This window comes from Lactobacillus sp. UMNPBX16, assembly GCF_002553775.1.
Lineage (GTDB): Bacteria > Bacillota > Bacilli > Lactobacillales > Lactobacillaceae > Lactobacillus > Lactobacillus crispatus.
Map to the genome: position 1 here is coordinate 1 of NZ_PCYU01000012.1, position 24,343 is coordinate 24,343.

The window sequence follows — 24,343 nt, forward strand, 5'->3', positions numbered from 1 at the left end:
TGGTTGGTTTGAGGGTCCGGGCTGCGTTGTGTCTGGCTGCTTACTCCACGTGTACGTTGTGCCATCTGGCAACTCAGAGTTGTTGGCAATCGCGTCCTTCGCTTGGCCATCCGTCAAAGGCGTGTTTTCATTCGTCTTGACCGGGTCCTTAACCGCCGTTGGCGTTTTTGCCGTTACATAAACATAAGCATCGTGGTGCGTCACTGAGTACTTCCCCGTGACGTCACTGGTACCAACTTGGTCATAACCTTTTGGCACCGTGTAGGCAAAGCTGTAATTTTCCCCAATGTTGCCATGAGTGGTCTGAACTTTATCAGCATCAAGTTCTGGCCCATCGGACGGTGCGTAGGAACTGTTGTTAACGCCCGTCACATCAATGAAGTGCAGCCGCATGTCGATTTCGCTGCCGTTGCGATCGCTGTCCTTGGCATAGTAGTAAATATAGCTGTCAGCGACCTGACCAATTCGGTTGGTGTAAGTATACGATTTATCCGGGGTAACAAAACTCATCTGATCGTTGTTGCTCTCACGCCCCAAGACCTTGCTGGTACTCGTCGATAGTGCACGCCCCTTATAGTACGTCGATAGTGGACGCCCCTTATAGTACGCAGTCGCCCTCACGGTCCCATTGGTATCAATCACCGTTTGCTTAATTACGACACTATCCGACAAAGCTAAATCATAAGTTTGCCCAACTTTATATGGCGAAATCGTACCGTCTTCATAAGCTGAGGCTTTATTAGTTGAGGGCAGGAACTCAGGTTTGGATACCAACTTATACCCCTTAACCGTTGGAGCCTCACCATTAACTTTGAAGCCTTGATAACCAAAGCCCTTAATTTCCATTGGTTGAACAATGTCTTTTCCAGTTGCTTGGTCCACGTATCTAACCTTGGTCGAAGTTTCCTGTGGGATCGCACTTGCCCAGAAACTGATTGACTCCGTTTTGGCCGCCCTATCATTTTGATCTAAAGTATTAGAGCCGTACGTAGGGTCCAATAAGCCTCCATCAAAGACTGGCAACAGCCCATAGCCGTTTTTAAGGCGGCCAACTAACTTAACTGAGAAGGAGTCACCATAGTTTTGGAAAATTAAATCATGGGTACTGCCACCGGTCCCAGTATATTGCTCTTTGATGCTTTCCCCGGGCTTAGTCGTCGTCGTGGAAGTGTTTTGCTTAAAAGTGTGAATCGTGTAGCTGTACAGATTTTTATCACTTGGATCTTGGCCCCGCGCTAACAGGATTACCCGGTGATATTGTTCACTATAATCAACGTACGCCGCAAAGAAATACTTGTCGGAATTTTTGGTAATGATCCCCTTTTTCCCAAAAATCGTATCCAGCGTATAACGAGGATAATTCCAGACTCCCGTGGCCACCGTCTTATCGACCCAAGTGTTACCATCTCTGTTTCCCTTCACATCTACGTGGAGCCCGTAATCGGATAGCAACGGTTGTTCCACTGGGGTATACGTCTGCGTCGTTGGTGGCAACGTCGTGTCAGTCTCACTACTTGTTAACCTAGCTAACTTGGAAAACCGTATTGCTGAATGGAGTTGTCTTGTTCCCACTTTGAACTTTGTTGACCTAGCTAAATTGGTCGACAGTATTGCCGCTTGGGTCGCTGGAAGCGTAGTTTCATCCACCGTCACGGTTTGATCACTTGAAGCCGGTGCACCAGCCGCACTGGTGTTTGAAGTCTGGTTAGCCGATACCGTCCCCGCTTGGCTGACCGGTGAGGAGGTCGCATTGCCCGAGTTTGCCGACTCTGATCTCTGACTGGCCGCAGGCGCTGGCACTTGGGTCTCCGGGGCTGCTTGACTGTCGGTCGCAGCAGAGCTGGTCGCACTGGCGGCCTGACTGTTGCTGTCCTGTGATCTACTTACTACCCCAGTCGCTGACGAACCATACGCGCCCGAGCCAGCGCTACCTTGCGTCTTTGGTGCAGATTGTAAGGTTGTCGCATCTTCTGTAGAATTATTAGCTGTTGCATTGTTATTTGCACTACTTTGTTGAACTTTTCCTGTTGCACTAGTTGCTTTCTGAGTATCAGTTTGTTCAGTAGCTACATCATTGTTTGTTGTAGCTTTGTTGATAGCTTCTTTTGCTTTATCTGCTGCATCAGTAGCTGCTTGGTTCAACTTGTCTTTAGTAGTTTGATCAATATTGGTTGCTGCCTTTACAGAATGATTTGTAAAGTTAATTCCAAAAATGGTTACTCCTAATAATACGGAAGCCACACCAACGTTAAGCTTACGTAAACTATAACGCGGTGTCCGCTTAGTTTCTAAAAATTTAAGTTGCTTCATCGTTATTCTTACTCCCCAATTTAATAACTAGTAGTGTATTGCAGTACACCAGAACAAGAGTGCTACCGTTAAGTTATCAGCCTAATTGCTGAGTATAATATTTCTTCAATCTGATAATATTATAACACCGTTTCGCGATTGAGAGTAGTGAGACGCAATCTCACTGCTCTCTTTTCATATATTGTGGTACTAGAAATAATGTTTAAATTATAACTCTAAGTCGTTTCCTTCATGAAGTACTGACTTTTTAGCTTGAATCTTTGATACAGAGATGGTTCTTCATTGCCTTTTCCGCTTAATTTCGGTTTCCTTATCCCGTTCTAGTTGTTGACGGTGTAACTGAAGTTGATGAATCCTTTAACGGCTTCATCGTGCAATGACCCCCTCATGTTTGCCGTCCCGGCAAAATAAATTTTCAGCCTTCGGTTGCGACCGACAACGGCTGACTAAATTTATGAATCGTCGGGTTAGTTTCTGCTCAGTATCAATTGATATATACCAATTTGTTAATTATATTATATACTGCTTGAAAGGGCGGCCTGATAGTCTTCCCTTTACCCTAGCGACCGATCAGATATTGCATTCGAGAATGAGTACCTTGAGATTTCATTCAAGGTCATTTCGAGATTTCATATCTGATTTACTTATATTTTCGTCATAAGTAACAACAACGATCAAACAGACTGCTCCGTTTGGATTTCAGCATTTCTTTTGTGTCAACAAACAGAAACAAAAAATGCCCCACCTATCACTGACGATAAGTAGGACAACAGTCACTTACTTTTCAACAAAAGTAAGCAAAAATATTCAATTTTCGGTAGACAACTTACTTTTAACCCGTGTTTTTTACTAATATTGACCCTCTTCAAATGCTGTCATATTGGGGTTCCCTCTTCTTATTAAGGTACGAAATTATTCCCATTCAATCGTTGAAGGTGGCTTACTCGTCACATCGTAAACTACGCGGTTAACGTTATCTACTTCATTGACGATTCTATCTGAAATGTGACCAAGTACATCCCATGGAATTTGGGCAAAATCTGCAGTCATCCCATCAATTGAGGTTACGGCACGAATACCAATCGTATAGTCATAAGTACGTCCATCGCCCATTACTCCAACGGAGCGAATGCCTGGAAGAACTGTGAAGTATTGCCAAATCTTTTCTTGCAATCCTGCGCGTTTGATTTCATCACGCAAAATTGCATCAGATTCACGCACGATCTTAAGCTTGTCTTCAGTAACTTCGCCAAGAACACGAATACCAAGACCAGGGCCTGGGAATGGTTGACGCCATACTAAGTCATGTGGAATGCCCAGCTTTTCACCAAGTTCACGTACTTCGTCCTTGAACAACTTACGCAGTGGTTCAATCAGCTTGAAATGCATGTCCTTAGGAAGACCACCAACGTTGTGATGGGACTTAATCGTTTGGGCAGTGTTGGTACCTGACTCGATAACATCAGTATAAAGCGTACCTTGAGCTAAGAAATCTACATCCTTTAACTTCTTAGCTTCTTCGTTAAAGACCTCGATGAATTCCTTACCGATAATCTTACGCTTCTTTTCAGGATCAGTTACACCTTTCAACTTGTCTAAGAATCTCTTTTGGGCATTAACCCGAATGATGTTAACACCAAGATCCTTGTTCAAGGCTTGCATTACTTGATTGCCTTCGTCTTTACGCAGCATTCCATGATCAACAAAAATTGCAGTTAATTGATCGCCGATTGCTTTGTGTAAAAGAGTAGCAGTAACGCTAGAATCTACACCACCCGAAAGACCTAAGATGACTTTCTTGTCGCCAACTTCCTTACGAATATCATCAACCTTCATGTCGATGAAGTCGTTCATGGTCCAGTTAGCCTCAGCACCACAAACCTCAAAAGCAAAGTGCTTCAAGATGTCTAAACCATATTCTGAATTACGTACTTCAGCGTGGAATTGAATACCATAAAATTTCTTAGCTGGGTTAGCAATTGCCGCAATTGGACAGTTTTTGCTTGAGGCAGTTACTTCGAAGCCCTTTGGAGCTTGAGTTACCAAGTCGCCGTGGCTCATCCAAACGTATTGCTTTGAAGGCAAGCCATTGAACAAAATACTGTCTGGATCTTCAACCGTAATGTTGGCGCGGCCATATTCCTTGTTTTCAGCTTGTTCAACTTTACCGCCTAAGTCATGAGACATTAATTGCATCCCGTAACAAATACCCAAAATTGGAATACCCAACTTAAAGATTGCAGGATCAACCTTTAATGCACCATTATCGTAAACACTGTTAGGACCACCTGAGAAAATGATTCCCTTAGGATTGATCTGTTTAATCTTCTCCATGGAAAGATCGTGTGGTAAAAGTTCAGAATAGATGCCGAAGTCACGAATACGGCGGGTAATTAATTGGTTATATTGACTACCGAAGTCAAGAACAATAATCTTGTCAAAATCGTCTAGATTCTTAGCCACTATTTACTCCCTCTTTTCAATTACGCATTTTTAACTAACTCTACTAGGAAAAATTAAAAAGGTCAATCAAAAAGTTAAAAATAGCTATTCATTGTTCGGCTTTTATCTTGAGCAACCAGCAGTTGCAACTACTAGTTGCGCTAAATGCAATTAAAAAGTGGTGGTCTGCAACCGCAAATTTTCGTTAAATGAAATTATTTCAAAACGAAAGGACGATCAATCATGAGATTAGGTCAAAAAATTGCGGCATTACACAAGAAAAATCATCTTTTTCAAGAAGCACTAGCTGAAAAGATGAATGTCAGTCGGCAAGCTGTATCCAATCGGTGTGTTCTTCTTTGTCAAAAGTAATATCATTATGGACAGCTACAACATTTTATTACAAACAGATGATTACACTCCTAAGAAAAACTTGGTCGCAAAATTATGAACAAATACGCCACACTCTATTGGTTAATAGCAGTCTTACTTTATCTAGGATATAGCTTCATTACCAATGATTGGGAACGCAGCTGGATCATCTGGCCAATCGCGGGGATCTTATATGGCATTATCGAAAAGATCATCAGTCTGTGCCATAACGATATCGCAGCTGAATAATTTTTACTATAATCGAACATTAATCCTTAATTTTCCACTTGTGTTCGGCAATATATTCTGTTAAGATTAAGCCAACACAAATATCTATATATCGTCGAAATAAGGTCGACAGTCTCTACCCGGTACCGTAAATACCGGACTATAGGTGAATGAAAGTTAAGAATAATCTTAAGGACTTCTTTTACCTGTTTTAGGTAGAAGAAGTCCTTATTTCTTTCTTGAGGAGAATAATATTGAAGGAATTAGTAGATCGAATTAAACAAGATGGTGAAGTTTTACCTGGAAATGTGCTTAAAATTAATTCATTTTTGAATCACCAAGTTGATCCGCAACTAATGATGCATGTTGGTGAAGAATTTGCCCGCCTTTTTAAAGATGAAAAAGTCGATAAGGTCTTAACTTGTGAAGCGTCTGGGATTGCTCCTGGTGTCATGGCAGCCTACCAACTGCACGTGCCAATGATCTTTGCCCGAAAGAAAAAGCCATCTACTTTGAATGATGCAGTTTATTGGGCTGACGTCTTTTCTTACACCAAGAAGGTCAACAATAAGATCTGCGTTGAAGAAAAATTTTTGCACCCAGGCGAACATATCTTAATCATCGATGACTTCGTTGCCCACGGTGAAGCAGTCAAAGGCATGGTTAACATCGCCAAGCAAGCCGGCTGTAACATTGTTGGCGTTGGTGCCGTTGTTGCCAAAACTTTCCAGGGTGGTAGCGAATGGGTAGAAAAAGAAGGTCTACGTTTTGAAGCTCTAGCTAAAATCGATAGCTTTGAAAATGATCAAGTACACTTCGAGGGAGAAGAATAATTAAAATGGCACAAAAAGAAGTTAGTCACAAAAAAGCTGCTGTCCTAGGTTTGCAACATTTGCTGGCAATGTACTCCGGTGCAGTTGCCGTTCCCCTTTTAATTGGTACGGCACTACACTTCAATAGCACACAGATGACTTACCTAGTTTCGATTGATATCTTCATGTGTGGTTTAGCCACTTTAATTCAACTATTCCGCAACAAATACTTCGGAATTGGCTTGCCAGTCGTTTTGGGCTGTGCAATTCAAGCGGTAGCTCCCTTAGAAATGATCGGGCAGAAGTTTTCAATTAACACGATGTATGGTGCCATTATCGTTGCTGGAATCTTTGTCTTTCTAATTGCTGGCTGGTTTTCAAAAATCAAAAAACTCTTCCCGCCAGTAGTTACTGGGACCTTAATTACAGTAATTGGGCTAACTTTAATTCCGGTCGCTTTCCAAAATATGGGCGGCGGAAACGCACAAGCCAAAGACTTCGGTGATGCGAAAAATTTAATCGCTGCCTTTATTACCATCCTCATCATCATTGCCATCGAAGTCTGGACTAAAGGATTCTTACGTTCCATTTCCGTTTTAATTGGATTAATTGTTGGTACTCTAATCGCTAGCTGCATGGGGCTTGTTTCATTAAAGCCAGTTGCCGAAGCCTCTTGGTTCCATTTGCCTCAATTTTTCTACTTCGGGGTGCCAGAATTCGAATGGTCATCTTGTTTGACCATGATCATCATTGCCTTAGTTTCCTTGGTCGAATCCACTGGCGTCTTCTTTGCCATTGGCGACCTACTTCATCAAGATATTACCGAAGAAGATCTCAAAAAAGGTTATCGTGCAGAAGGATTAGCACAAATCTTCGGTGGGCTTTTCAACACCTTCCCTTACACTACTTTTTCTCAAAATGTCGGCTTGCTTCAATTATCCGGCATTAAGACTAAGCGTCCGATTTACTGGGCTGCTGGTTTATTAATGGCCATGGGCTTACTTCCTAAAATCGGTGCTCTAGTTACCATCATTCCTGACTCAGTTTTAGGCGGAGCCATGTTGGTCATGTTCACAATGATTGCCGTTCAAGGAATCAAAATGTTAACTAAAGTTAATTTTGAGAACAACCGCAATATTCTAATTGTCGCCATTTCAATCGGGATGGGATTGGGCGTGACTGTCTATCCTCAAATCTTCCAAACTCTCCCCCAAACCATTCAATTGTTCTTAGGCAACGGTATCGTCGTAGCCAGCATCTGTGCAACTCTGCTTAACCTATTATTCAACGGAAGAAGTGGTGCCAATAAGTAAAATACCTTTTCATTTCATAATTCCATATCATAATTTTCTATAAATATTCACGAACGACCGCTTAATGTGGTCGTTTTTCATTCTTCACCTTTTAAGCAAAAACTCTTTTATAATAGAAGTAACGTAATTTTTTTAAAGTGAGGGAATCCATGCCTAACTTAAACATTCAAAACCTTGAAAGCTACATCATGTTTTATGGTCGACAAAAATGTCAGCCCGATGAATTCTTTCAAGGTGACAATCTTCGTAAAAACGATATTTTTTATTACATTATTAGCGGAACTGGTACCTTTACTTCTAGTAGACACCACGCAGTTAAATTAAAAGCTGGCGATCTTTTTTACGTTCCACGCAGTCAAACTTGTTCCTTTCAAGCTGACCACAATGAACCCTGGGAATACTTCTGGATTGGCCTAGCTGGCAACGGCGTTAATGAAAGCATCAAGGCATCAAATTTACCTAATAAAAATTTCTTGCGTCAAATTCAAAAAACTGCCTTTTATCAAACCCTAGATGACCTTTATCAATGTTTGGCGAAGAAAAAGACCTTATTAAACAATTTAAAAATTTCAGCTTTAACTTATCAACTTTTTTATCATCTAATAAAAGACTTTCCTAACCATCCACCAGTCCGCAAAACACCGAAAAATGATCAGTATCAAATTGCCATTAACTATCTCAAGCAAAATTATACCGATCCTACCTGCAATATTGTCGAACTCTGTCATAGATTAGGCGTATCACGCAGCTTTTTATACGCTTTGTTCAGAAAAAACACTAAATTATCGCCACAAAAGTACCTCATGCAATTGCGCATGGAAGCCGCTAAGAAAGAATTAACTAATACCACACACAATCTAAAGCAAATTGCCAAAAAAGTCGGCTACGGCGATGAATTTACCTTCTCCAAGGCATTTAAACGCTATAGCGGTGTTAGTCCAAATGCCTTTCGGGGAAATTAATTATATTCTTTGGCTTATCGGATTATTTTTGCATACAATATTATTAGGAAATAATTTAAACATAATAAAAGTAAAGGACTGATCCAATGAAACAAACAGAATGTACTACTATTTTAGTTGGTAAAAAAGCAACTATTGATGGCTCTACGATGATCGCTCGTAGTGAAGACGGTGGTCGCGTCATCATCCCTGAAGGCTTTAAAGCTGTTAATCCAGCTGACCAACCTAAGCACTACACTAGTGTAATTTCTAAACAAAAGATTGACGACGCTGATTTAGCAGAAACACCATTACGCTATACTTCAGCACCTGATGTTTCAGGTAAAAATGGTATCTGGGGTGCTGCTGGTATCAACGCTGATAACGTTGCAATGACCGCTACTGAAACTATTACTACTAATTCACGTATTCAAGGCGTAGACCCATTGCTTGACCCAAGTGAAGGTGGTCTTGGTGAAGAAGATTTCGTCACTTTGACTTTACCATACTTGCACTCAGCTTTTGACGGTGTTAAACGTGTCGGCTATTTAGTTGAAAAATACGGTACTTACGAAATGAACGGCATGGCCTTTTCTGACAAGGACAATATTTGGTACCTTGAAACTATCGGTGGTCATCATTGGATTGCACGCCGTATCCCAGATGATGCATATGTTATTGCACCAAACCGTTTGAATATTGATACTTTCGACTTCAACGATTCTGATAATTTTGCTTGTTCAGCAGACCTAAAGGATTTAATCGAAGAATATCACTTGAATCCAGACCGTGAAGGCTACAACATGCGCCACATCTTTGGTTCTTCAACTATTAAGGATGCTCACTACAATAATCCTCGTGCTTGGTATATTCACAACTATTTCGATCCAGACTTTGGTGGCACTCCAGCAGATCAAGATCAACCTTTTATCTGCCATGCTAATCGTTTGATCTCAATCGAAGATATTAAATGGGCCGAAAGTTCACACTACCAAGACACTCCATACGATGCATATGGCGATCAAGGTACCGCTGAACAAAAGAAGACCTTCCGTCCAATCGGTATTAACAGAAACTTCGAAACTCACATTTTGCAAATTAGAAATGACGTTCCAGCAGAAATCGCTGGCGTACAGTGGTTAGCCTTTGGACCAAATACTTTCAACTCAATGGTGCCATTCTACACTAACGTCACTACTACTCCAGAAGCTTGGCAAACAACACCTAAGTTTAATTTGAACAAGATCTTCTGGCTTAACAAGTTGACTGCTCAATTAGGCGATACTAATTACCGCGTTTACGGTGAACTTGAAGATGCCTTTGAACAAAAGAGTTTAGCACAATGTCACAAGATCCAACATGATACTGACAAAGAAGCAAAGAACCTTTCAGGTAAGGATTTACAAGACAAATTAATTGCTGCTAACCAAAAGATGTCTGATACAGTTTATAACAACACTGTTGAACTGCTTGGTCAAATGGTTGACGAAGGTCATGGTTTAATGACTTTGAAATACGACTTGCTTGATTAATAAATAAAGCAAAAAAATAATCCACATGGAATTCACATCCCATGTGGTTTTTCATTACCTTAAATTCAACTCGTAAGCTATTCTACTTGAATCAACCGGATCTTCAGTTACTTGAATAATCCCTCGTTCAATAAAATTATGACTAACTGCAATGTGCTGGACAATTTTATTTTTCCGGCTTGTATCAATTCTAAAATTGTGAATTCCTTGTGCATAAGTTAGAGAAATAATATTGCTCAAGAAAAATTGACTCAAATGCATTCCTCTAAACTTACTAGAAACTGCAATACGGTGAATTGTCGCATAGGTGTCCACATTATTTTCCCACTTGCCTTCAATATCCGCATAAGTTGGCTCACGGCCAATTACCACTGCCGCATAACCTGCAACTTCATTATCCACAGTTAATACCCAAGCACACCCATTTTTAATATCATCTTCTACAGTTGCTCGATTAGGGTAGCCACTTTGCCACTGCGATGAGCCACTTTCCTTTAAAAAAGAAATCGCATCATTTAAAATTTGCACAATTTTATCCACATCTGAATTTTGTGCACGTCTTGTAAAAATTAAACTCATTTGTTCACCTACAAATCGACATATCATTACAAAAACCACACGGAGATTTTCCATGTGGTTTTTATTTACTAAATATTATCTAAAATACCCGGTACAGCAGGATCATCCTTGATAGTTACATCAGCTCCAAGTTGACGCAGCTTTTCTTGGACCCGATCATAACCACGCAAGATATTACCAGCCTTGTCGATCGTTGTTGTACCATCAGCCATCAGGCCTGCAATCATCAGACAGGCACCTGCCCGAATCTCACCTGCAGTTACTTCCGCACCATGAAACTGCTTAGTTGGATGGGCCAAAATAATATTATCTTCAACTTTAATATTGGCTCCCATCTTTTGCAACTGAGCAATATGACCAATCCGTTTAGGATAAATATTATCGATTACTACACCTTCACCGCTTTTAGCAGTTAATAAAAGCGGTGTAATTGGTTGCTGTAAATCTGTCGCAAAACCAGGATAAACATCTGTCTTCACCTGGACCATTTTTAGGTCGCCCGCTGGGTAAACATACAAAGAATCTTCATCTGAATCGATTACTACACCCATTTCTTCAACTTTAGCCAGGTATGAATCAAGGTGTTCTTCGATAATATTATGAATGCGAATGCCATTACCAATACAGGCAGCTAAAGCAACATAAGTCCCTGCTTCAATTCTGTCTGGAATAATCGTATGAGGAATCTGTGCTTTAAGCTGCTCCACCCCTTCAATTCGAATAGAGTCAGTACCAGCACCACGAATAACTGCCCCCATATTGTTCAAGAAGGTAGCTAAATCAATAATTTCCGGTTCCTTTGCGGCATTTTCGATTATAGTCTGGCCCTGTGCTGTCACACTAGCCATAATAATATTCATCGTTGCCCCAACTGATGGCATCTTTAAATGAATTTTTGCTCCATGCAAACCATCTTCTGGTGCAGTAATTATAATTTGATCATTTTCATTTTTTACGCTAGCGCCTAAGGCTTCAAAGCCCTTAATATGTTGGTCAATCGGACGTGGCCCAATATCGTCACCACCAGGGAAGCCCACTACTGCCTTGCCAAAGCGACCAAGTAGCGCACCCATAAAGTAATATGAAGCGCGCAAACTCTTAATCTTACCAGCTGGCAACGGACTCATTTTGATATCAGTTGGATCTATTCTTAAAGTGGTTTCACCGAAATCACAATGTACATCCATCTCACTTAACAAGTCCATCAAGTTAACCACATCAGCTATTCTTGGGACGCCTTCCAAGGTCACTGGTGTTCTTGATAAAATTGATGCCGGAATAAGAGCAACTGTTGAGTTCTTAGCTCCACCGATCCAAACATCACCCTGCAGGGGCTTTCCACCATGAATTATCATCTGCTTCATTGGCGAAAACAAATCCTTTTCTACTTTCAATTAATCATAATAATGTTAAAGGATATTTACAAAAAAAACAAGAGCTGAGGTCTCTCAGTTCTTGTTTTCTTAAGATTTTGTATAATCAAACTTTAATTACTTTAAAATTCTTGTGCTGGAAGACCACTAGCTGCACCAATAAATGACTTAAATAAGCCTTCTGGACGTTGTGGACGACTCAAAAATTCTGGGTGATATTGAGCTGCAACAAAGAATTTCTTCTTTGGTAATTCAATAATTTCAACTAAGCGGTTATCTGGTGATACACCTGAGAAGACCATGCCTGCATCTTCAAATGCTTGACGGTACTTGTTGTTAAATTCGAAACGGTGACGGTGACGTTCTTGGATAACATCTTGATCATCGTAAGCCGCACGAGTCTTAGTTCCCTTCTTAAGAGTAGCTGGGTAAATACCTAACCGCAAAGTACCACCAATATTTTCTTCATCACGCTTGTCAGCCATAATATCAATGATATTGTTCTTACAGTTTGGTTCTGCTTCAGCAGAGTTAGCGTCTTCAAGATTTAACACGTCACGTGCAAATTCAACACTAGCCATCTGCATCCCCAAACAAATACCTAAGAATGGAATGTCATGTTCACGTGCATACTTAATTGCGGTAATCATTCCTTCAAGACCACGAGTACCAAAACCACCAGGGACAATCAAACCATCTGAATCCTTCATGATTTCTGCAATATTATCTTCAGTTACGTCTTCAGCTTGTACCTTATCAACATCAATCTTAGTGTTGTAAAGATAACCAGCATGTTGCAAAGCATCAGTAACTGAAATATAAGCGTCTTCAAGCTCTACATACTTACCAACCAAGGTAATCTTAGTGTGATGCTTCAAAGTCTTAGCACGTTCATCAAGCTTCTTCCAAGCTTCCATGTCAGCTTCTGGCTTTGGACTCTCTAAGTGTAAGAAATCACAGACTTTTTGATCCATGCCTTGCTTTTGGAAGTTCAAAGGCACATCGAATAATGAAGGAGCATCAATTGATTCAATGATTCGATCAACAGGCACGTCTGTAAAAGTAGAAATCTTATCCTTATGTTCTTGGTCGATTGGTTGCTCAGCACGAAGTACCAGCATATTTGGTTGAATACCAATACTACGAAGCTCAGCAACTGAGTGTTGTGTTGGCTTAGTCTTCATTTCATGAGCAGCGTGAAGAAGTGGAACCAAAGTACAGTGAATGTACATTACATTTTCTGGACCAACTTCACGGCGCATTTGACGAATAGCTTCCATGAATGGAGTTGATTCGATATCCCCAACAGTACCACCAATTTCAGAAATAATTACATCTGAATCAGTAGTCAAAGCTGCACGCATGATCTTCTTTTTGATCATGTCAGTAATATGAGGAATTACTTGTACAGTAGCACCATGGTAGTCACCACGACGTTCTTTTTCCAAAACTTCTTGGTAAATCTTACCAGTAGTTACGTTAGAATACTTGCTAGTTCTAACATCTACGATTCTTTCATAGTGACCTAAGTCAAGGTCAGCTTCTGTACCATCGTCGGTAACATAAACTTCACCGTGTTGGTATGGATTCATTGTACCTGGGTCAATATTAATATATGGGTCAAACTTTTGCATAGTGACCTTCAAGCCACGATTCTTAAGAAGTCGACCTAAACTTGATGCAGTAATCCCTTTACCAAGTGAAGATACGACACCGCCAGTTACGAAGATGTATTTTGTCATGTTCTGCTCCTTTTAACTTATCCTTTAAACAAAAAAGCTCCCACTAACGGGGAGCTAAACGCACATAGGGTGCCCAACAAAAATATTATCTGCTTTTTCTTCTTAAGTCAAGCAAATTAATTATCTTCGTCGTCATCATCATCATTTAATTGTGACAATTGACCTTCAATGCCATCTGGCAATACATCATCAGTATCGTCGTTGTCTTCATCATAATCAGAATCTTCGTCGCCATAATCGTCATCAGTATCATCGTCTGTGGCGTCTAAGTCGTCATCTTCTGGATCATCGTTATCGTAGTCGATAATGTCATCATCACCAGTTGCACTAGCTAAGAAGGCATTAACCTTCTTATGGTGCTTACGTGAATCGTCTTCTTCTTCATCCTCAGGGTGGTTAACTTCTTCATCAACTGATTCATATGGGAACCATGAACGAAGTGCCCAAACATTTTCACCCATTGAGATAAATTCACCATCAGTGTTCATATTAGTATAAAATTGTGGTAAACGCTCACGAATTTCTTCGTCACTCTTATTCAAGTATTTTTGTACGGCATTAACGATATCGGCAAATGCCATTCTCTTACCATTATCTTCCAAAATTGCTCGTGCAACTTCGATCATTGATAATTCATCGCGGTTTTTGTCTTTAAATTTGTCTAATCCCACAGCTGTACGTCCTCTCTTTTACAATCTTTACTATTCTACTAGGCGTTTAAGTAAAAATCAACGTGACTGCATAGTTACCTATTAAGTATAGTCCATTAAAGAGGTCATATTCAAGCCGAAGTTTACGTGAACCATCATCTTGACTCTGATATTCAAGCAAGTTAGTCACGCTGGTCATGTCCATGCGGCGCCCTTCAACTACATAGCGGCAGTTGCCTTTTTCACCCGGAATAAATTTCATTAAAGAATAATTATTGCTGTCAACGCCGCGGCGAATCAACAATTCATTTTCTTTTAGGAGCATCTTTACCGGAATATTGCCTTCCTCGGCATAAGAGATCCGTGTAACGTCGCCTTCTTCAGTCAATTGCCCTTGCGCATGTCGCGTAAAAGTCTCTGTCTCATCGTCTTGAGTAATTTTACTAGTCAAATCAATCGTAATTGCTGTCAAACAAGCGCCCCCTTTAAACATTATTACTATATCTCTGATATAATTTTAGTTAGATATAATCTATTTTATTATATATAGTTCAAAAAATTAATAAATTAAACTTGGTGGATTTTTATGGCAAGATTTCAAAGCGAAAAATTAAAACAAGAGGTTGTTCTCCGTGATCCGGTTCACGGCTATATTCATATTGAAGATAAAGTTGTTTTGGACATACTGAAGTCTAAAGAATTTCAACGCATGCGTCGCATTAAACAGTTAGGTCCGGTTAGCTATGTTTTTCCAGGTGCAACTCACACTAGATTTGAGCACAACTTAGGCGTTTATGAATTAACGAGAAGAATTTGCGATATCTTTAGCAAAAAATATCCCTCAATTACGCCAGGAGACGGTCTTTGGAACGATGATAATCGATTACTGGTAGAATGTGCCGGATTGCTTCATGACATCGGTCACGGACCCTATTCGCACACATTCGAGCACCTTTTTGGCACCAATCATGAAAAAATTGGACAAAAGATCATTACTGACCCTAATACAGAAATTAACCATGCATTAAAACAAGTTGCACCTAACTTTCCTGAATTAGTCGCCAGCGTAATCGCTAAGACTTATCCTAATCCGCAAGTGGTTAAAATGATCTCAAGTCAAGCTGACGCTGACCGGATGGATTATTTGCAGCGGGATGCTTATTTCACCGGAGTTAACTATGGTAGGTTCGATTTATCAAGAATTTTACGGGTAATCCGTCCTTATCAAAATGGTATTTGTTTTACCAACAATGGGATGCATGCCGTTGAAGACTATATCGTGTCACGCTATCAGATGTACCAACAGGTCTACTTCCACCGCGTAGGACGCTCAATGGAAGTCATCTTGCATCACCTTTTAGAGCGCGCTCAAGCTGTTTATAAAAAGGGAAATCTGCAAGTTACACCTAGCTTGGCTAAATTCCTTGAAGGCAATTGGACTTTAGACGATTATTTAAAGCTTGATGATGGAGTAATGGAAACTAATTTTTCTATGTGGACCCAGGCACAAGATCCAATCTTATCTGACCTAGCCAAGCGTTACTTGTACAGAAAACCGCTAGCTAGTGTCCGAATCGATGAAGAAACCAAAAATCTTTTACCTAAGCTCAAGAGCCTAATCAAGCAAGCTGGCTTTAATCCTGACTACTATACCGCTACCAATTCCGCATTCGATGAACCATATGATGCTTATAAGCCAACGGGGAAAAATGCTAATAGTCAAATTGAAATTATGCAAGACGACAGCAGCATGATTGAGTTATCCCAACTCAGCCCATTGGTTCGCGCATTAAATGGTACTTTCCAAGGAGATGAACGCTTCTTCTTCCCTAAAACTATGCTCAGTCACGATGAAGATCAGCCGCAAATTTTCGATCCACTTTATGAGCAATTTCAAAAATATATTAAGAATGGTGCCTTAAGATATTTGAGAAGACCAAAACGTGAGCAAAAGAAGTAAAATTAAGGTAAATCCTAGAATCGAGGTATTTATGATGAACAGACATGATTTAAATACAGATGTAAGAACTCAAATTAATCCAGAACTTGAAGAAAAAACTGCTAAGAGTGGTTATACTCAAGTAAAAGATTTAATGAACACAGTCCATGGTTACTGCATGGATTATACTAAGATGTCCTTTGACTTTATCCATGAAAATAAGGATTTAGTCAAAGATGTAGTTAAGATTAGCTGTAAAACCGCAATGGTTGCCTGTGTTGCTAGTGCCAGCGTGGCAATTGCCAAAGCTATTTCCAGCAAAGACTAGTTAATTAATCATTTCACACAAATAGGGATGCAGTAAATTAGCATCCCTATTTTTTTCGTCTAAAAAAACTAATTATTTTCTTTTTCCTTTAACTGCAACAATAAGGCATAAAGTGCACCATATAAGTTAGAATCATTGCCATGCTTAGCAGCCACAATCACCGGCTTAATCACTTGATTATTCAACATTGGATTATTCTGCAAAATTTTATCAAATTGATTGTTAATTTCTTCAATCAAAATTGGCTGTGCACTAATCCCGCCACCAATAATTACTTTAGAGCCATTGATTACTGCCTGAATATTGAGGATCATGATTGCTACATTGCGGCAATAGCGTTTAAAAACGGCTAGTGCTCTTAAATCACCATTGTTAATTGCCTCAAACGCGGTCAAGCCGTTATCAAGATCGATATTCCCCAAAGCCAGGTTAACTTTTTTGATCATATTAACCGCAGAACAACTAAAGCCAGCATAAGCAGCCATATTCCTAGTACCAATACTTGAATTCGTAATCATCCAACTCAATTCGCCAGCTTGAAAAGTCCAGCCATGTAAAATACGATTATCAACTATGACACCGCCGCCAACAGCAGTGCCTAAGGTAATTGCGATCCCAGTATTGACGTCATGCAATTCGCCTAGCCATTGCTCTGACAAAGCAGCTGCTTTACCATCATTTTCTACGCCAATTGGTACATCATATTTTTTACCTAAAGTCTCTTCTAAATTCAAGCCATCTAAGAATGGCAAGGCTCCACCAAAATAGATAATTTTATTCTTGGTATCAATCTTACCAGGAGCACAGACTGCAATACCAGCGAACTTTCCTTGATACTTGTCGGCGACTTCATACATCGTCTGCATGAATGCATCTAGGTTTTCAGTATTAGTCTTTACCCGGTCTTTTTCAAGAATATGCCCTTCTTGATCAATTAATGCATATTTCAAGTTAGTCCCGCCAATATCGAATGATAAATATTGTGTCATAATTTTATCCTCTTTAAATGAAAAACATCTATCTCTAATTATAGATGTTTCTCATGTGTATTTTAATACACTCTTATTTATTATAAATGGTGATGATTTTTTCCAAAAAAAATAAAATGACTAACCTCTCGGCTAGCCATTTTTTATTATCAAATTTTATCTTACTTGTTCTTGTCAGCTTCGTATCTAGTGTTGAACAATGGGCTAAGTGCTTCATGGTTTTGGATACACTTAATAGCATCGCCCATCAATGGACCAACTGATACCAAAAGCATCTTGTCAAGCTTCTTCTCTGCTGGTTGATTGATTGAATCAGTCAAAACCAAATTCTTGATTGGTGAATCGTTCAATCTCTTAATAGCTGGACCAGATAGAACAGCATGAGTTGCACTAGCATAAACTTCAGTAGCACCTGCATCAATTAAGGCTTGAGCAGCTAAAGTAATAGTACCAGCAGTATCAATCATGTCATCAATGATGATAGCACGCTTACCCTTAACGTTACCGATAATGTTCATAACTTCAGCAACATTAGCCTTTGGACGACGCTTATCAACGATGGCAATTGGGCAACCTAAGAATTCAGCAAGCTTTCTAGCACGAGTAACACCACCGTGGTCTGGTGAAACTACAACGGCGTCCTTCTCTAAGCCGTTACGCAAGAAGTAGTCTGCCAAAAGTGGAGCACCCATTAAGTTATCAACTGGAATATCAAAGAAACCTTGAATTTGTGGTGCATGTAAGTCAAGTGAAAGAATGCGATCAGCACCTGCAGCTTGAAGCATGTCTGCAACCAATTTAGCAGTAATTGGTTCACGAGCACGAGTCTTACGATCTTGACGAGCATAACCGTAGTAAGGCATCACAATGTTAATTGTACGAGCACTTGCACGACGTACAGCGTCAATCATAATCAACAATTCCATTAAATTGTCATTAACTGGCTTACTGGTTGATTGTACAAGGTAGACATCTTTACCACGCACAGTTTCATCAATATTAATTTGAATTTCGCCATCACTGAAACGTTCAACACTAGACTTGGAAAGTGGAACACCCACACGATCCGCAATCTTTTGTGCTAATGGTACATTTGAGTTAAGGGCGAAGATCATCATATCGTCTTTATAGGACATAATTTCCTCCGTAAAAATATTTAACCAGCTCTATTTTAGCAAAAGTTGCTCTAAAAAGAACCACATTCTCCTTAATTATAGCAAGAATTTTGCCGCAACCATAAAAAAGCACTAACTATTAATCGCTAAAAAAGTTAGAATATATTTGTACTTTCTAGTACAACGAAAATATCCTAAAAAATAAGACGTAGTGTCATTTTAGATACTACGTCTTATTTTATATATTTTTAGTTGTTTGCAACTGCAGCTTGTGTTACATAATCGCCTAAGTTCAAAATTTGTGCAGCTCCGTTAACACTAATTGATAAACTACCGTTAGTAGTTAATTGAACAGAACTTTCTGCTACATTATTAGCATTAGCTACAACCTTAATAATAGCTGCTATTTCATCTGAAGTTAAATTGGTCATGTTAGCAACAGCAACTCTCTTGCCATCAAGTTTAGCCTTTGCACTAACAATAGCAGCATCTGCTTCGTTAACTTGAGCAATAGTAGCTGTAGCATCGTTGTTAACAGTTGTACCATCACTGATTGCCTTGTCATATGCAGCCTTTACATCACTTGAAGCGAGCTTGTAAGCTTCTGAACTCTTAACGCTAGTTGCTTCATTAATGTCTTGGAGCAACTTAGCCTTGTTAGCTGCTGTGGCAACAGTAACGTCTTCTCTAGCTTGTTCTGGAGTGTTAACAGGAGTTAATGTCTTACCACTTACAGCAACGTCTGTATCCTTTAAATAGCCTCTACCGCTTGATAATTTATAGAATAATTCTGGAGTAGCAGTTGCAGAAGTTGCAATATATCTCAATTCTGAAACTTGTTGACTTTGACCTTCGCCAAATGCTCTAACGTTATCGGGTTGTCCCTTAATGTTGTAAAGTGGAGCAACATTAATCGTAGTTACCTTGGTTACGTTTGGATCTACAGTATCATCACCAGTATCAACAGTAGCAGCACCATCTGGTTCGTTAACTGGTTCTAGTTCTGGGCCTGAAATTTTACCTACATTAGCAGCCTTAACGAATTGATTATCACTAATCTTGTAGTAAAGCTTAGTACCAATGTATCTTGCTTCAGTAGCTTTAACAGTCTTACCCTTCTTAACTGTCTTCTTCTTGGTGTCACCGTTACCATTGTAGATGTAAGCATTCTTCTTCATGGTAATTGAAGTTGCCTTAACGGTTCTAGTTACATTACTTGCCTTAACAAAAGCAGTGCCTTTCTTGTCAAGTTGGTAGTAATCCTTACCCTTAATGGTTTCAATGCCATAAACATCAATTGCGGCACCCTTTAAAAGCTTAGACTTGCCTTGGTACTTGTTGATGCGCTTACCATTATTATCATAAATATAAGCATTCTTCTTTAATGAGTAGTCATATTTTTTAGTTGATTCTGCATCATTTGAAACAGATGATTCTTGGTTTGAAGTGGTTTTACCATCAATGTTAACAGTTCGTACAAAAGCAGTACCCTTCTTGTCAAGTTGGTAATACTTCTTACCGTTAATGGTTTGAATACCGTAAGTAGTGACTGAATCACCCTTAACAAACTTAGATTTGCCTTGGTACTTGCTGATACGTTTACCGTTCTTGTCATAAATGTATGAGTTAGAAACAAACTTAGCCTTAGTACCCTTTGACAGTGATGAAGTTGATGACGCAGCTTTACCATCTACGTTAACAGCCTTGATATAAGCACCACCGCCAAGATCGTAGTACTTTACACCATTGATAGTCTTAGTGCCAGTTGAAGTAACAGTTACGCCTTTAGCAATAGTAGTGTATTTTGCACTGCCCATGTACTTATCAAGACGCTTACCATTCTTATCGTACACATAAGCATTACGTACCAAAGTGATCTTGTTGCTTGCTGCCTTCTTTGAAGTAGTCTTCTTAGGAGCAGCTTGAACAGTGTTGACGTTTTCTGCAGTACCCAAAAGTGGAGCAACACTCATCAATGCAGCTGCTGAGACCATAACTAATTTATGACTTAATTTCATCGATAAATACCTCATTCTTACTAAACTTAAAGTTCATTTATATATTGTAGATCTAAAATATTTTTTTGCCAATTTAGAAACGAAAAAGACATCTTTTCATAACGAAAAAGTGTCTTTTTCCTATCAATTATTACTTAACAGTTACATCTGAAGCTTTAATGTAATAATGATTTGGTTGCAAAGCATAATACTTAACACCATTAATGGTCTTAGTACCTAAACCTTTAACAGTGATCTTTTTACCAATGTAACTAGTGCCTAAATAGTTTTTTACACGCTTACCATTCTTGTCGTAAACGTAAGCCTTATTCTTAGTAGTTATCTTAACTGCCTTAGCCACTGGCGTCTTCTTTGATGAAGTTTTCTTAGTAGTCTTTTCTGAGTTGCTTTTTTTAGTAGTCTTAGTGGCAGTTTTCTTAGTTGATTCTTTAACTACTTTTTTAGTGTTTTTATTTGAATTAGTCTTCTTAACAGCCTTCTTAGTTGAAGTAGAAGTTGTTACCTTCTTGCCATCACTCTTTAAAGTATAAGTAGTATTGCCTGACTTATAAGTTACTGTACCTTCAGTTGCAGTTGCAGGAATCCAGTACTTCAAATCAGTTTGAATACTGTAGTAAACTTGACCGTCGATATTCTTGACGTTCCAAATAGTGTAGCTACCACCCTTAGGAGCAGTCTTAGAAGTTTTCTTACCATTACGGTCGACAAACTTCATAGTCTTAGTTACTTTAACTTTGCTGTTTTTACCGTAAGTATTATGTACGCCATTAGTACTCTTAGTAGCAGCTTGAACAGATACAGTATTTTCTGCCATGCCTAATACTGGGCTAACACCCATCAAAACAGCTGCTGAAACCATAACTAACTTATGACTTAATTTCATAGTATTACCTACCTCATGTAAAAATTATTATTAGTACACCTTATTGTAGGTCTCAATTATTATTTTGCAATAAGTATTTAGCAATTCTTAACAAAAAAGCACTAGCTTGATACACTAGTGCCTTATTCTTAATCCCATTCTTTATCTTGAGAAAGAGGAAGCTTATGCCAATAATCTGGCTTATTAACTTGACGGCCACGGCCAATTGCCATGTCATATTTATTAACGTCCTTAGTAACAGTGGTATCAGCTGCAATAAAGGCGTGATCTGCAACATTAATTGGAGCAATCAATGTTGAGCCAGCGCCAATAAAGGCATGATCACCAACATTAGTATGGAACTTCTTTACACCATCGTAATTAGAGAAGATCGTACCACAGCCAATGTTAATGTCTTTACCTAAGGTAGCGTCTCCAACATAAGTCAAGTGACCTACTTTAGTATTTTCACCAATCTCAGCCTTCTTAATTTCCACAAAGTTACCAATATGTGCACCTTTGCGAATAATTGCCTTAGGACGAAGGTGTGAATTAGGACCGATATCAGTATTATCGTCCATTTCAGCTTCTTCAACAGTTGAAGAAGTAACAGTGACATTATTACCAATCTTAGAATCAACGATTCTTGAACCACTAGTAATGTAGCAATCACTACCGATTTCGGTGTTTCCTTTAATCACAACATTACCTTCAATTACAGTGTCGTTGCCAATCTTAACATCTGCATCAATATAAGCAGTATCAGGGTCGATAAATGAAACACCATCACGCATATGCTGTTCATTAATTCTTCTTTGCATAGTCTTAGTAGCTTGAGCTAATGCAATACGGTCATTAACGCCAAGGCTTTCACTAAAGTCAGGCATCTTGTAAGCACCAACGCGTTCACCACTATTGCGCAAGATTTCTAAAACATCAGTTAAGTAATATTCACCTTGAGCATTGTCATTATTAACGTGCTTCAATGCTTCAAATAATTTTTTATTGTCAAAGCAAAATACACCAGTATTGATTTCTTTTACTTTTAATTCTTCTGGTTTACCATCTTTTTGTTCTACAATTCGTAAAACATTGCCTTGATCATCACGAATAATTCGACCATAGCCAAATGGATTTGGAGCTTTCGCGGTCAATACAGTTGCAGCATTGCCTTTTTCTGCATGATACTTGAATAGTTCATTAAATGTATCAGTTGTGAAAAGTGGTGTATCACCAGTAACTACTAAAGTAGCACCATCTTTGTCACCCAATTCTTCACGCGCAGTCATTACGGCGTCACCAGTACCTAATTGCTTTTCTTGGAAAGCAAACTTAGACTTGTCTGCCAGTACTTTTTCTACATCGCCAGCACCTGTACCAACGATTGTAACGATTTCTGCAGGATTAACGCCTTGAGCTGCATCAACAACATGCTCAACCATGGTTTTACCACAAACTTTGTGTAAAACCTTGTACAACTTTGACTTCATTCGTGTGCCCTTACCTGCGGCAAGAACGACTACATATTTTTCCATTAATATTAACCTCTTAATAATCAAAACTTGATTCTAGTATACCATTTTAGAAACGGTCAAAATCAGTTTCAGTTAAGAAGTTACCAGGTTCTGCTACAATCAGCTTTTGGGCAGTATCAATTTCACTAATTTTTATTAATGAAAGATAGTTCTTAATCAGCTTTTCTTTGTCAAAATCGGCTTCACAGAGTACACAAACGCCGGCAATAGTACCATCGAATTCCTTAACTAATTCTTCCATTCCGGTTAGGGTACCGCCACCCTTCATAAAATCATCGACAATTAAAACTTTAGCTTCTTTTTTAAGAGCACGAGTCGGTAATTCCATCTTCGATACTCGAGACAACGATGAAGAAATATAGTTAACAGAAACAGTAGCACCTTCTGTTACCTTTGATCGCTTTCTAGCTGTAACAAATGGTACATCTAAAAAACGAGCAACTGCTTGGGCTAAAGCAATCCCTTTTGTTTCAACTGTCATGACAGCATCGATTTCTTCATAAGCATAATGAGTAGCTACTAATTCACCAATTTTACGTAAATCTTGCGTATTGCCTAAAATATCTGACAGATACACAAAACCACCGGCTAAAATTCTACTTGGATCCTCAATCCTAGTTGATAAATCTGACAAATATACTTCCGCGTGTTTTTTACCTAAAAATGGAATATAGCGCACGCCACCAGCTGCACCGGCTACAGTCTCCAAAATACCATCTTGATTGCTGGCAAGAGTGTGCTTCAAAATAGCTAAATCTTCTGAAATAGATGACTTAGCAGCGCCGTAACGCTTAGCAAAGAATGGTAGTGCAATTAAAGTATGGGGACGCTCCATTAAATATTTGGTCATGTCCACCAATCTTTCTGAACGTTTCATGAAATTTCCTTTCTAATGTTTGTTTTATACTTAATTAATATACTCTAAAGGGCAAAAAAAAGCACTAACATTTTAAATAAATGCTAGTGACAATTTCAAAAATTGTGTTTAAGCTTCAGCCTCTTCAGCTTCATCATCAAACTCTAATGCAATATTCTTAGTTAGTAAATCGGTATAACTGTAAGAAACATGTTTAAAATTATTTTGATGTTGGTCTAAATCAACCACAAACACTGCAGGGAAAGTCTCTCTTAGAATCCCCCGTCTCTTAGTAACTTTCTTACGACCCGCTTGAGCTACTACTGTTAAAGCATCACCTAAGTGAGAATCCAACTTATGTTTAATTGTGATAATTGATGTTGGCACTAAACAACAGCTCCTTTACG

20 protein-coding genes, 2 pseudogenes and 1 riboswitch are annotated in these 24,343 nt (G+C 39.1%); of the genes and pseudogenes, 8 read left to right on the forward strand and 14 right to left on the reverse strand.

The annotated features are described in order from the left end of the window. Nucleotides 1–2,310 (reverse strand): YSIRK-type signal peptide-containing protein (locus tag CP367_RS03090; protein ID WP_143469217.1); only part of this gene is annotated, 2,310 nt, incomplete at its 3' end. Between the two features lie 912 nt (nucleotides 2,311–3,222). Further along, on the reverse strand, nucleotides 3,223–4,776 hold the full coding sequence (guaA, locus tag CP367_RS03095) for a glutamine-hydrolyzing GMP synthase (protein WP_199160534.1): 1,554 nt from the start codon (nucleotides 4,774–4,776) through the stop codon (nucleotides 3,223–3,225). A gap of 219 nt (nucleotides 4,777–4,995) precedes the next feature. Between guaA and CP367_RS10675 the strand changes: the two are divergent. The 6 genes and pseudogenes from CP367_RS10675 to CP367_RS03120 all read left to right on the forward strand — a co-directional run. Then, nucleotides 4,996–5,094: pseudogene (locus CP367_RS10675) on the forward strand (XRE family transcriptional regulator); the annotation flags it as partial. A 96-nt stretch (nucleotides 5,095–5,190) separates the two neighbouring features. Then, a pseudogene (locus CP367_RS10940) lies at nucleotides 5,191–5,373 on the forward strand (XRE family transcriptional regulator); the annotation flags it as partial. 64 nt (nucleotides 5,374–5,437) lie between these two features. Beyond that, nucleotides 5,438–5,535, forward strand: a riboswitch (purine riboswitch). 71 nt (nucleotides 5,536–5,606) lie between these two features. Beyond that, nucleotides 5,607–6,185, forward strand: a complete 579-nt coding sequence (locus CP367_RS03105) for a xanthine phosphoribosyltransferase (protein ID WP_054832677.1) — start codon at nucleotides 5,607–5,609, stop codon at nucleotides 6,183–6,185. A 5-nt stretch (nucleotides 6,186–6,190) separates the two neighbouring features. Further along, nucleotides 6,191–7,477, forward strand: coding sequence for a nucleobase:cation symporter-2 family protein (locus tag CP367_RS03110; protein WP_089150298.1), 1,287 nt, complete (start codon nucleotides 6,191–6,193; stop codon nucleotides 7,475–7,477). Between the two features lie 149 nt (nucleotides 7,478–7,626). Beyond that, complete coding sequence (locus tag CP367_RS03115; protein ID WP_098043529.1) at nucleotides 7,627–8,439, forward strand: helix-turn-helix domain-containing protein; 813 nt, start codon at nucleotides 7,627–7,629, stop codon at nucleotides 8,437–8,439. Nucleotides 8,440–8,525: 86 nt separating this feature from the next. Further along, nucleotides 8,526–9,950, forward strand: coding sequence for a C69 family dipeptidase (locus CP367_RS03120; RefSeq protein WP_098043530.1), 1,425 nt, complete (start codon nucleotides 8,526–8,528; stop codon nucleotides 9,948–9,950). 54 nt (nucleotides 9,951–10,004) lie between these two features. Here CP367_RS03120 and CP367_RS03125 read toward each other — a convergent pair whose 3' ends face one another. From CP367_RS03125 to CP367_RS03145, 5 genes are all read right to left on the reverse strand, one after another. Then, nucleotides 10,005–10,529 (reverse strand): GNAT family N-acetyltransferase, encoded by a 525-nt coding sequence (locus tag CP367_RS03125; RefSeq protein ID WP_089145710.1) that lies wholly within the window; start codon nucleotides 10,527–10,529, stop codon nucleotides 10,005–10,007. Nucleotides 10,530–10,597: 68 nt separating this feature from the next. Further along, nucleotides 10,598–11,893, reverse strand: a complete 1,296-nt coding sequence (locus CP367_RS03130; RefSeq protein ID WP_005725365.1) for a UDP-N-acetylglucosamine 1-carboxyvinyltransferase — start codon at nucleotides 11,891–11,893, stop codon at nucleotides 10,598–10,600. Between the two features lie 131 nt (nucleotides 11,894–12,024). Beyond that, nucleotides 12,025–13,644, reverse strand: a complete 1,620-nt coding sequence (locus tag CP367_RS03135; RefSeq protein WP_065989821.1) for a CTP synthase — start codon at nucleotides 13,642–13,644, stop codon at nucleotides 12,025–12,027. A gap of 116 nt (nucleotides 13,645–13,760) precedes the next feature. Next, nucleotides 13,761–14,315, reverse strand: a complete 555-nt coding sequence (rpoE, locus tag CP367_RS03140) for a DNA-directed RNA polymerase subunit delta (RefSeq protein ID WP_089143451.1) — start codon at nucleotides 14,313–14,315, stop codon at nucleotides 13,761–13,763. Nucleotides 14,316–14,361: 46 nt separating this feature from the next. After that, nucleotides 14,362–14,766: a DUF1934 domain-containing protein gene (locus CP367_RS03145; RefSeq protein ID WP_089145697.1), complete on the reverse strand. Its 405-nt coding sequence runs from the start codon at nucleotides 14,764–14,766 to the stop codon at nucleotides 14,362–14,364. 114 nt (nucleotides 14,767–14,880) lie between these two features. Here CP367_RS03145 and CP367_RS03150 point away from each other — a divergent pair, with 114 nt between their 5' ends. Both CP367_RS03150 and CP367_RS03155 read left to right on the forward strand, forming a co-directional pair. Then, the gene (locus CP367_RS03150; protein WP_089145698.1) at nucleotides 14,881–16,254 is read left to right on the forward strand and encodes an HD domain-containing protein; all 1,374 of its coding nucleotides are present in this window, start codon (nucleotides 14,881–14,883) and stop codon (nucleotides 16,252–16,254) included. Between the two features lie 34 nt (nucleotides 16,255–16,288). Then, entirely contained in the window at nucleotides 16,289–16,561 is a 273-nt protein-coding gene (locus tag CP367_RS03155; RefSeq protein WP_089145427.1) for a hypothetical protein, read from the forward strand. Between the two features lie 68 nt (nucleotides 16,562–16,629). On the opposite strand, the gene CP367_RS03160 is transcribed toward CP367_RS03155, so the two are convergent. From CP367_RS03160 to CP367_RS03190, 7 genes are all read right to left on the reverse strand, one after another. Next, the gene (locus tag CP367_RS03160; RefSeq protein WP_089145699.1) at nucleotides 16,630–17,550 is read right to left on the reverse strand and encodes an ROK family protein; all 921 of its coding nucleotides are present in this window, start codon (nucleotides 17,548–17,550) and stop codon (nucleotides 16,630–16,632) included. 161 nt (nucleotides 17,551–17,711) lie between these two features. Further along, nucleotides 17,712–18,686 (reverse strand): ribose-phosphate diphosphokinase, encoded by a 975-nt coding sequence (locus tag CP367_RS03165; RefSeq protein ID WP_005724087.1) that lies wholly within the window; start codon nucleotides 18,684–18,686, stop codon nucleotides 17,712–17,714. A gap of 227 nt (nucleotides 18,687–18,913) precedes the next feature. Next, on the reverse strand, nucleotides 18,914–20,683 hold the full coding sequence (locus CP367_RS03170) for an SLAP domain-containing protein (protein ID WP_089145700.1): 1,770 nt from the start codon (nucleotides 20,681–20,683) through the stop codon (nucleotides 18,914–18,916). A 130-nt stretch (nucleotides 20,684–20,813) separates the two neighbouring features. Then, a complete protein-coding gene (locus tag CP367_RS03175) occupies nucleotides 20,814–21,566 on the reverse strand; it encodes an SLAP domain-containing protein (protein ID WP_005718484.1) in 753 nt (250 codons plus the stop codon). Nucleotides 21,567–21,694: 128 nt separating this feature from the next. Further along, nucleotides 21,695–23,080 carry a bifunctional UDP-N-acetylglucosamine diphosphorylase/glucosamine-1-phosphate N-acetyltransferase GlmU gene (gene glmU, locus CP367_RS03180; protein ID WP_013085759.1) on the reverse strand — a complete coding sequence of 462 codons (1,386 nt, stop codon included), beginning with the start codon at nucleotides 23,078–23,080 and terminating at the stop codon, nucleotides 21,695–21,697. A gap of 46 nt (nucleotides 23,081–23,126) precedes the next feature. Further along, nucleotides 23,127–23,957: a pur operon repressor gene (gene purR / locus CP367_RS03185; RefSeq protein WP_013085758.1), complete on the reverse strand. Its 831-nt coding sequence runs from the start codon at nucleotides 23,955–23,957 to the stop codon at nucleotides 23,127–23,129. Nucleotides 23,958–24,065: 108 nt separating this feature from the next. Then, complete coding sequence (locus CP367_RS03190) at nucleotides 24,066–24,323, reverse strand: Veg family protein (RefSeq protein ID WP_013085757.1); 258 nt, start codon at nucleotides 24,321–24,323, stop codon at nucleotides 24,066–24,068. Between the last annotated feature and the right edge of the window lie 20 nt (nucleotides 24,324–24,343).

Bases quoted from the DNA above. Each gene is read 5' to 3' on its own strand.
- CP367_RS03110 (WP_089150298.1), top strand. From the start codon at position 6,191: ATGGCACAAAAAGAAGTTAGTCACAAAAAAGCTGCTGTCCTAGGTTTG.
- CP367_RS03115 (WP_098043529.1), top strand. From the start codon at position 7,627: ATGCCTAACTTAAACATTCAAAACCTTGAAAGCTACATCATGTTTTAT.
- CP367_RS03120 (WP_098043530.1), top strand. From the start codon at position 8,526: ATGAAACAAACAGAATGTACTACTATTTTAGTTGGTAAAAAAGCAACT.
- CP367_RS03125 (WP_089145710.1), bottom strand. From the start codon at position 10,529: ATGAGTTTAATTTTTACAAGACGTGCACAAAATTCAGATGTGGATAAA.
- CP367_RS03130 (WP_005725365.1), bottom strand. From the start codon at position 11,893: ATGAAGCAGATGATAATTCATGGTGGAAAGCCCCTGCAGGGTGATGTT.
- CP367_RS03135 (WP_065989821.1), bottom strand. From the start codon at position 13,644: ATGACAAAATACATCTTCGTAACTGGCGGTGTCGTATCTTCACTTGGT.
- CP367_RS03150 (WP_089145698.1), top strand. From the start codon at position 14,881: ATGGCAAGATTTCAAAGCGAAAAATTAAAACAAGAGGTTGTTCTCCGT.
- CP367_RS03155 (WP_089145427.1), top strand. From the start codon at position 16,289: ATGAACAGACATGATTTAAATACAGATGTAAGAACTCAAATTAATCCA.
- CP367_RS03160 (WP_089145699.1), bottom strand. From the start codon at position 17,550: ATGACACAATATTTATCATTCGATATTGGCGGGACTAACTTGAAATAT.
- CP367_RS03165 (WP_005724087.1), bottom strand. From the start codon at position 18,686: ATGTCCTATAAAGACGATATGATGATCTTCGCCCTTAACTCAAATGTA.
- CP367_RS03170 (WP_089145700.1), bottom strand. From the start codon at position 20,683: ATGAAATTAAGTCATAAATTAGTTATGGTCTCAGCAGCTGCATTGATG.
- CP367_RS03175 (WP_005718484.1), bottom strand. From the start codon at position 21,566: ATGAAATTAAGTCATAAGTTAGTTATGGTTTCAGCAGCTGTTTTGATG.
- glmU (WP_013085759.1), bottom strand. From the start codon at position 23,080: ATGGAAAAATATGTAGTCGTTCTTGCCGCAGGTAAGGGCACACGAATG.
- purR (WP_013085758.1), bottom strand. From the start codon at position 23,957: ATGAAACGTTCAGAAAGATTGGTGGACATGACCAAATATTTAATGGAG.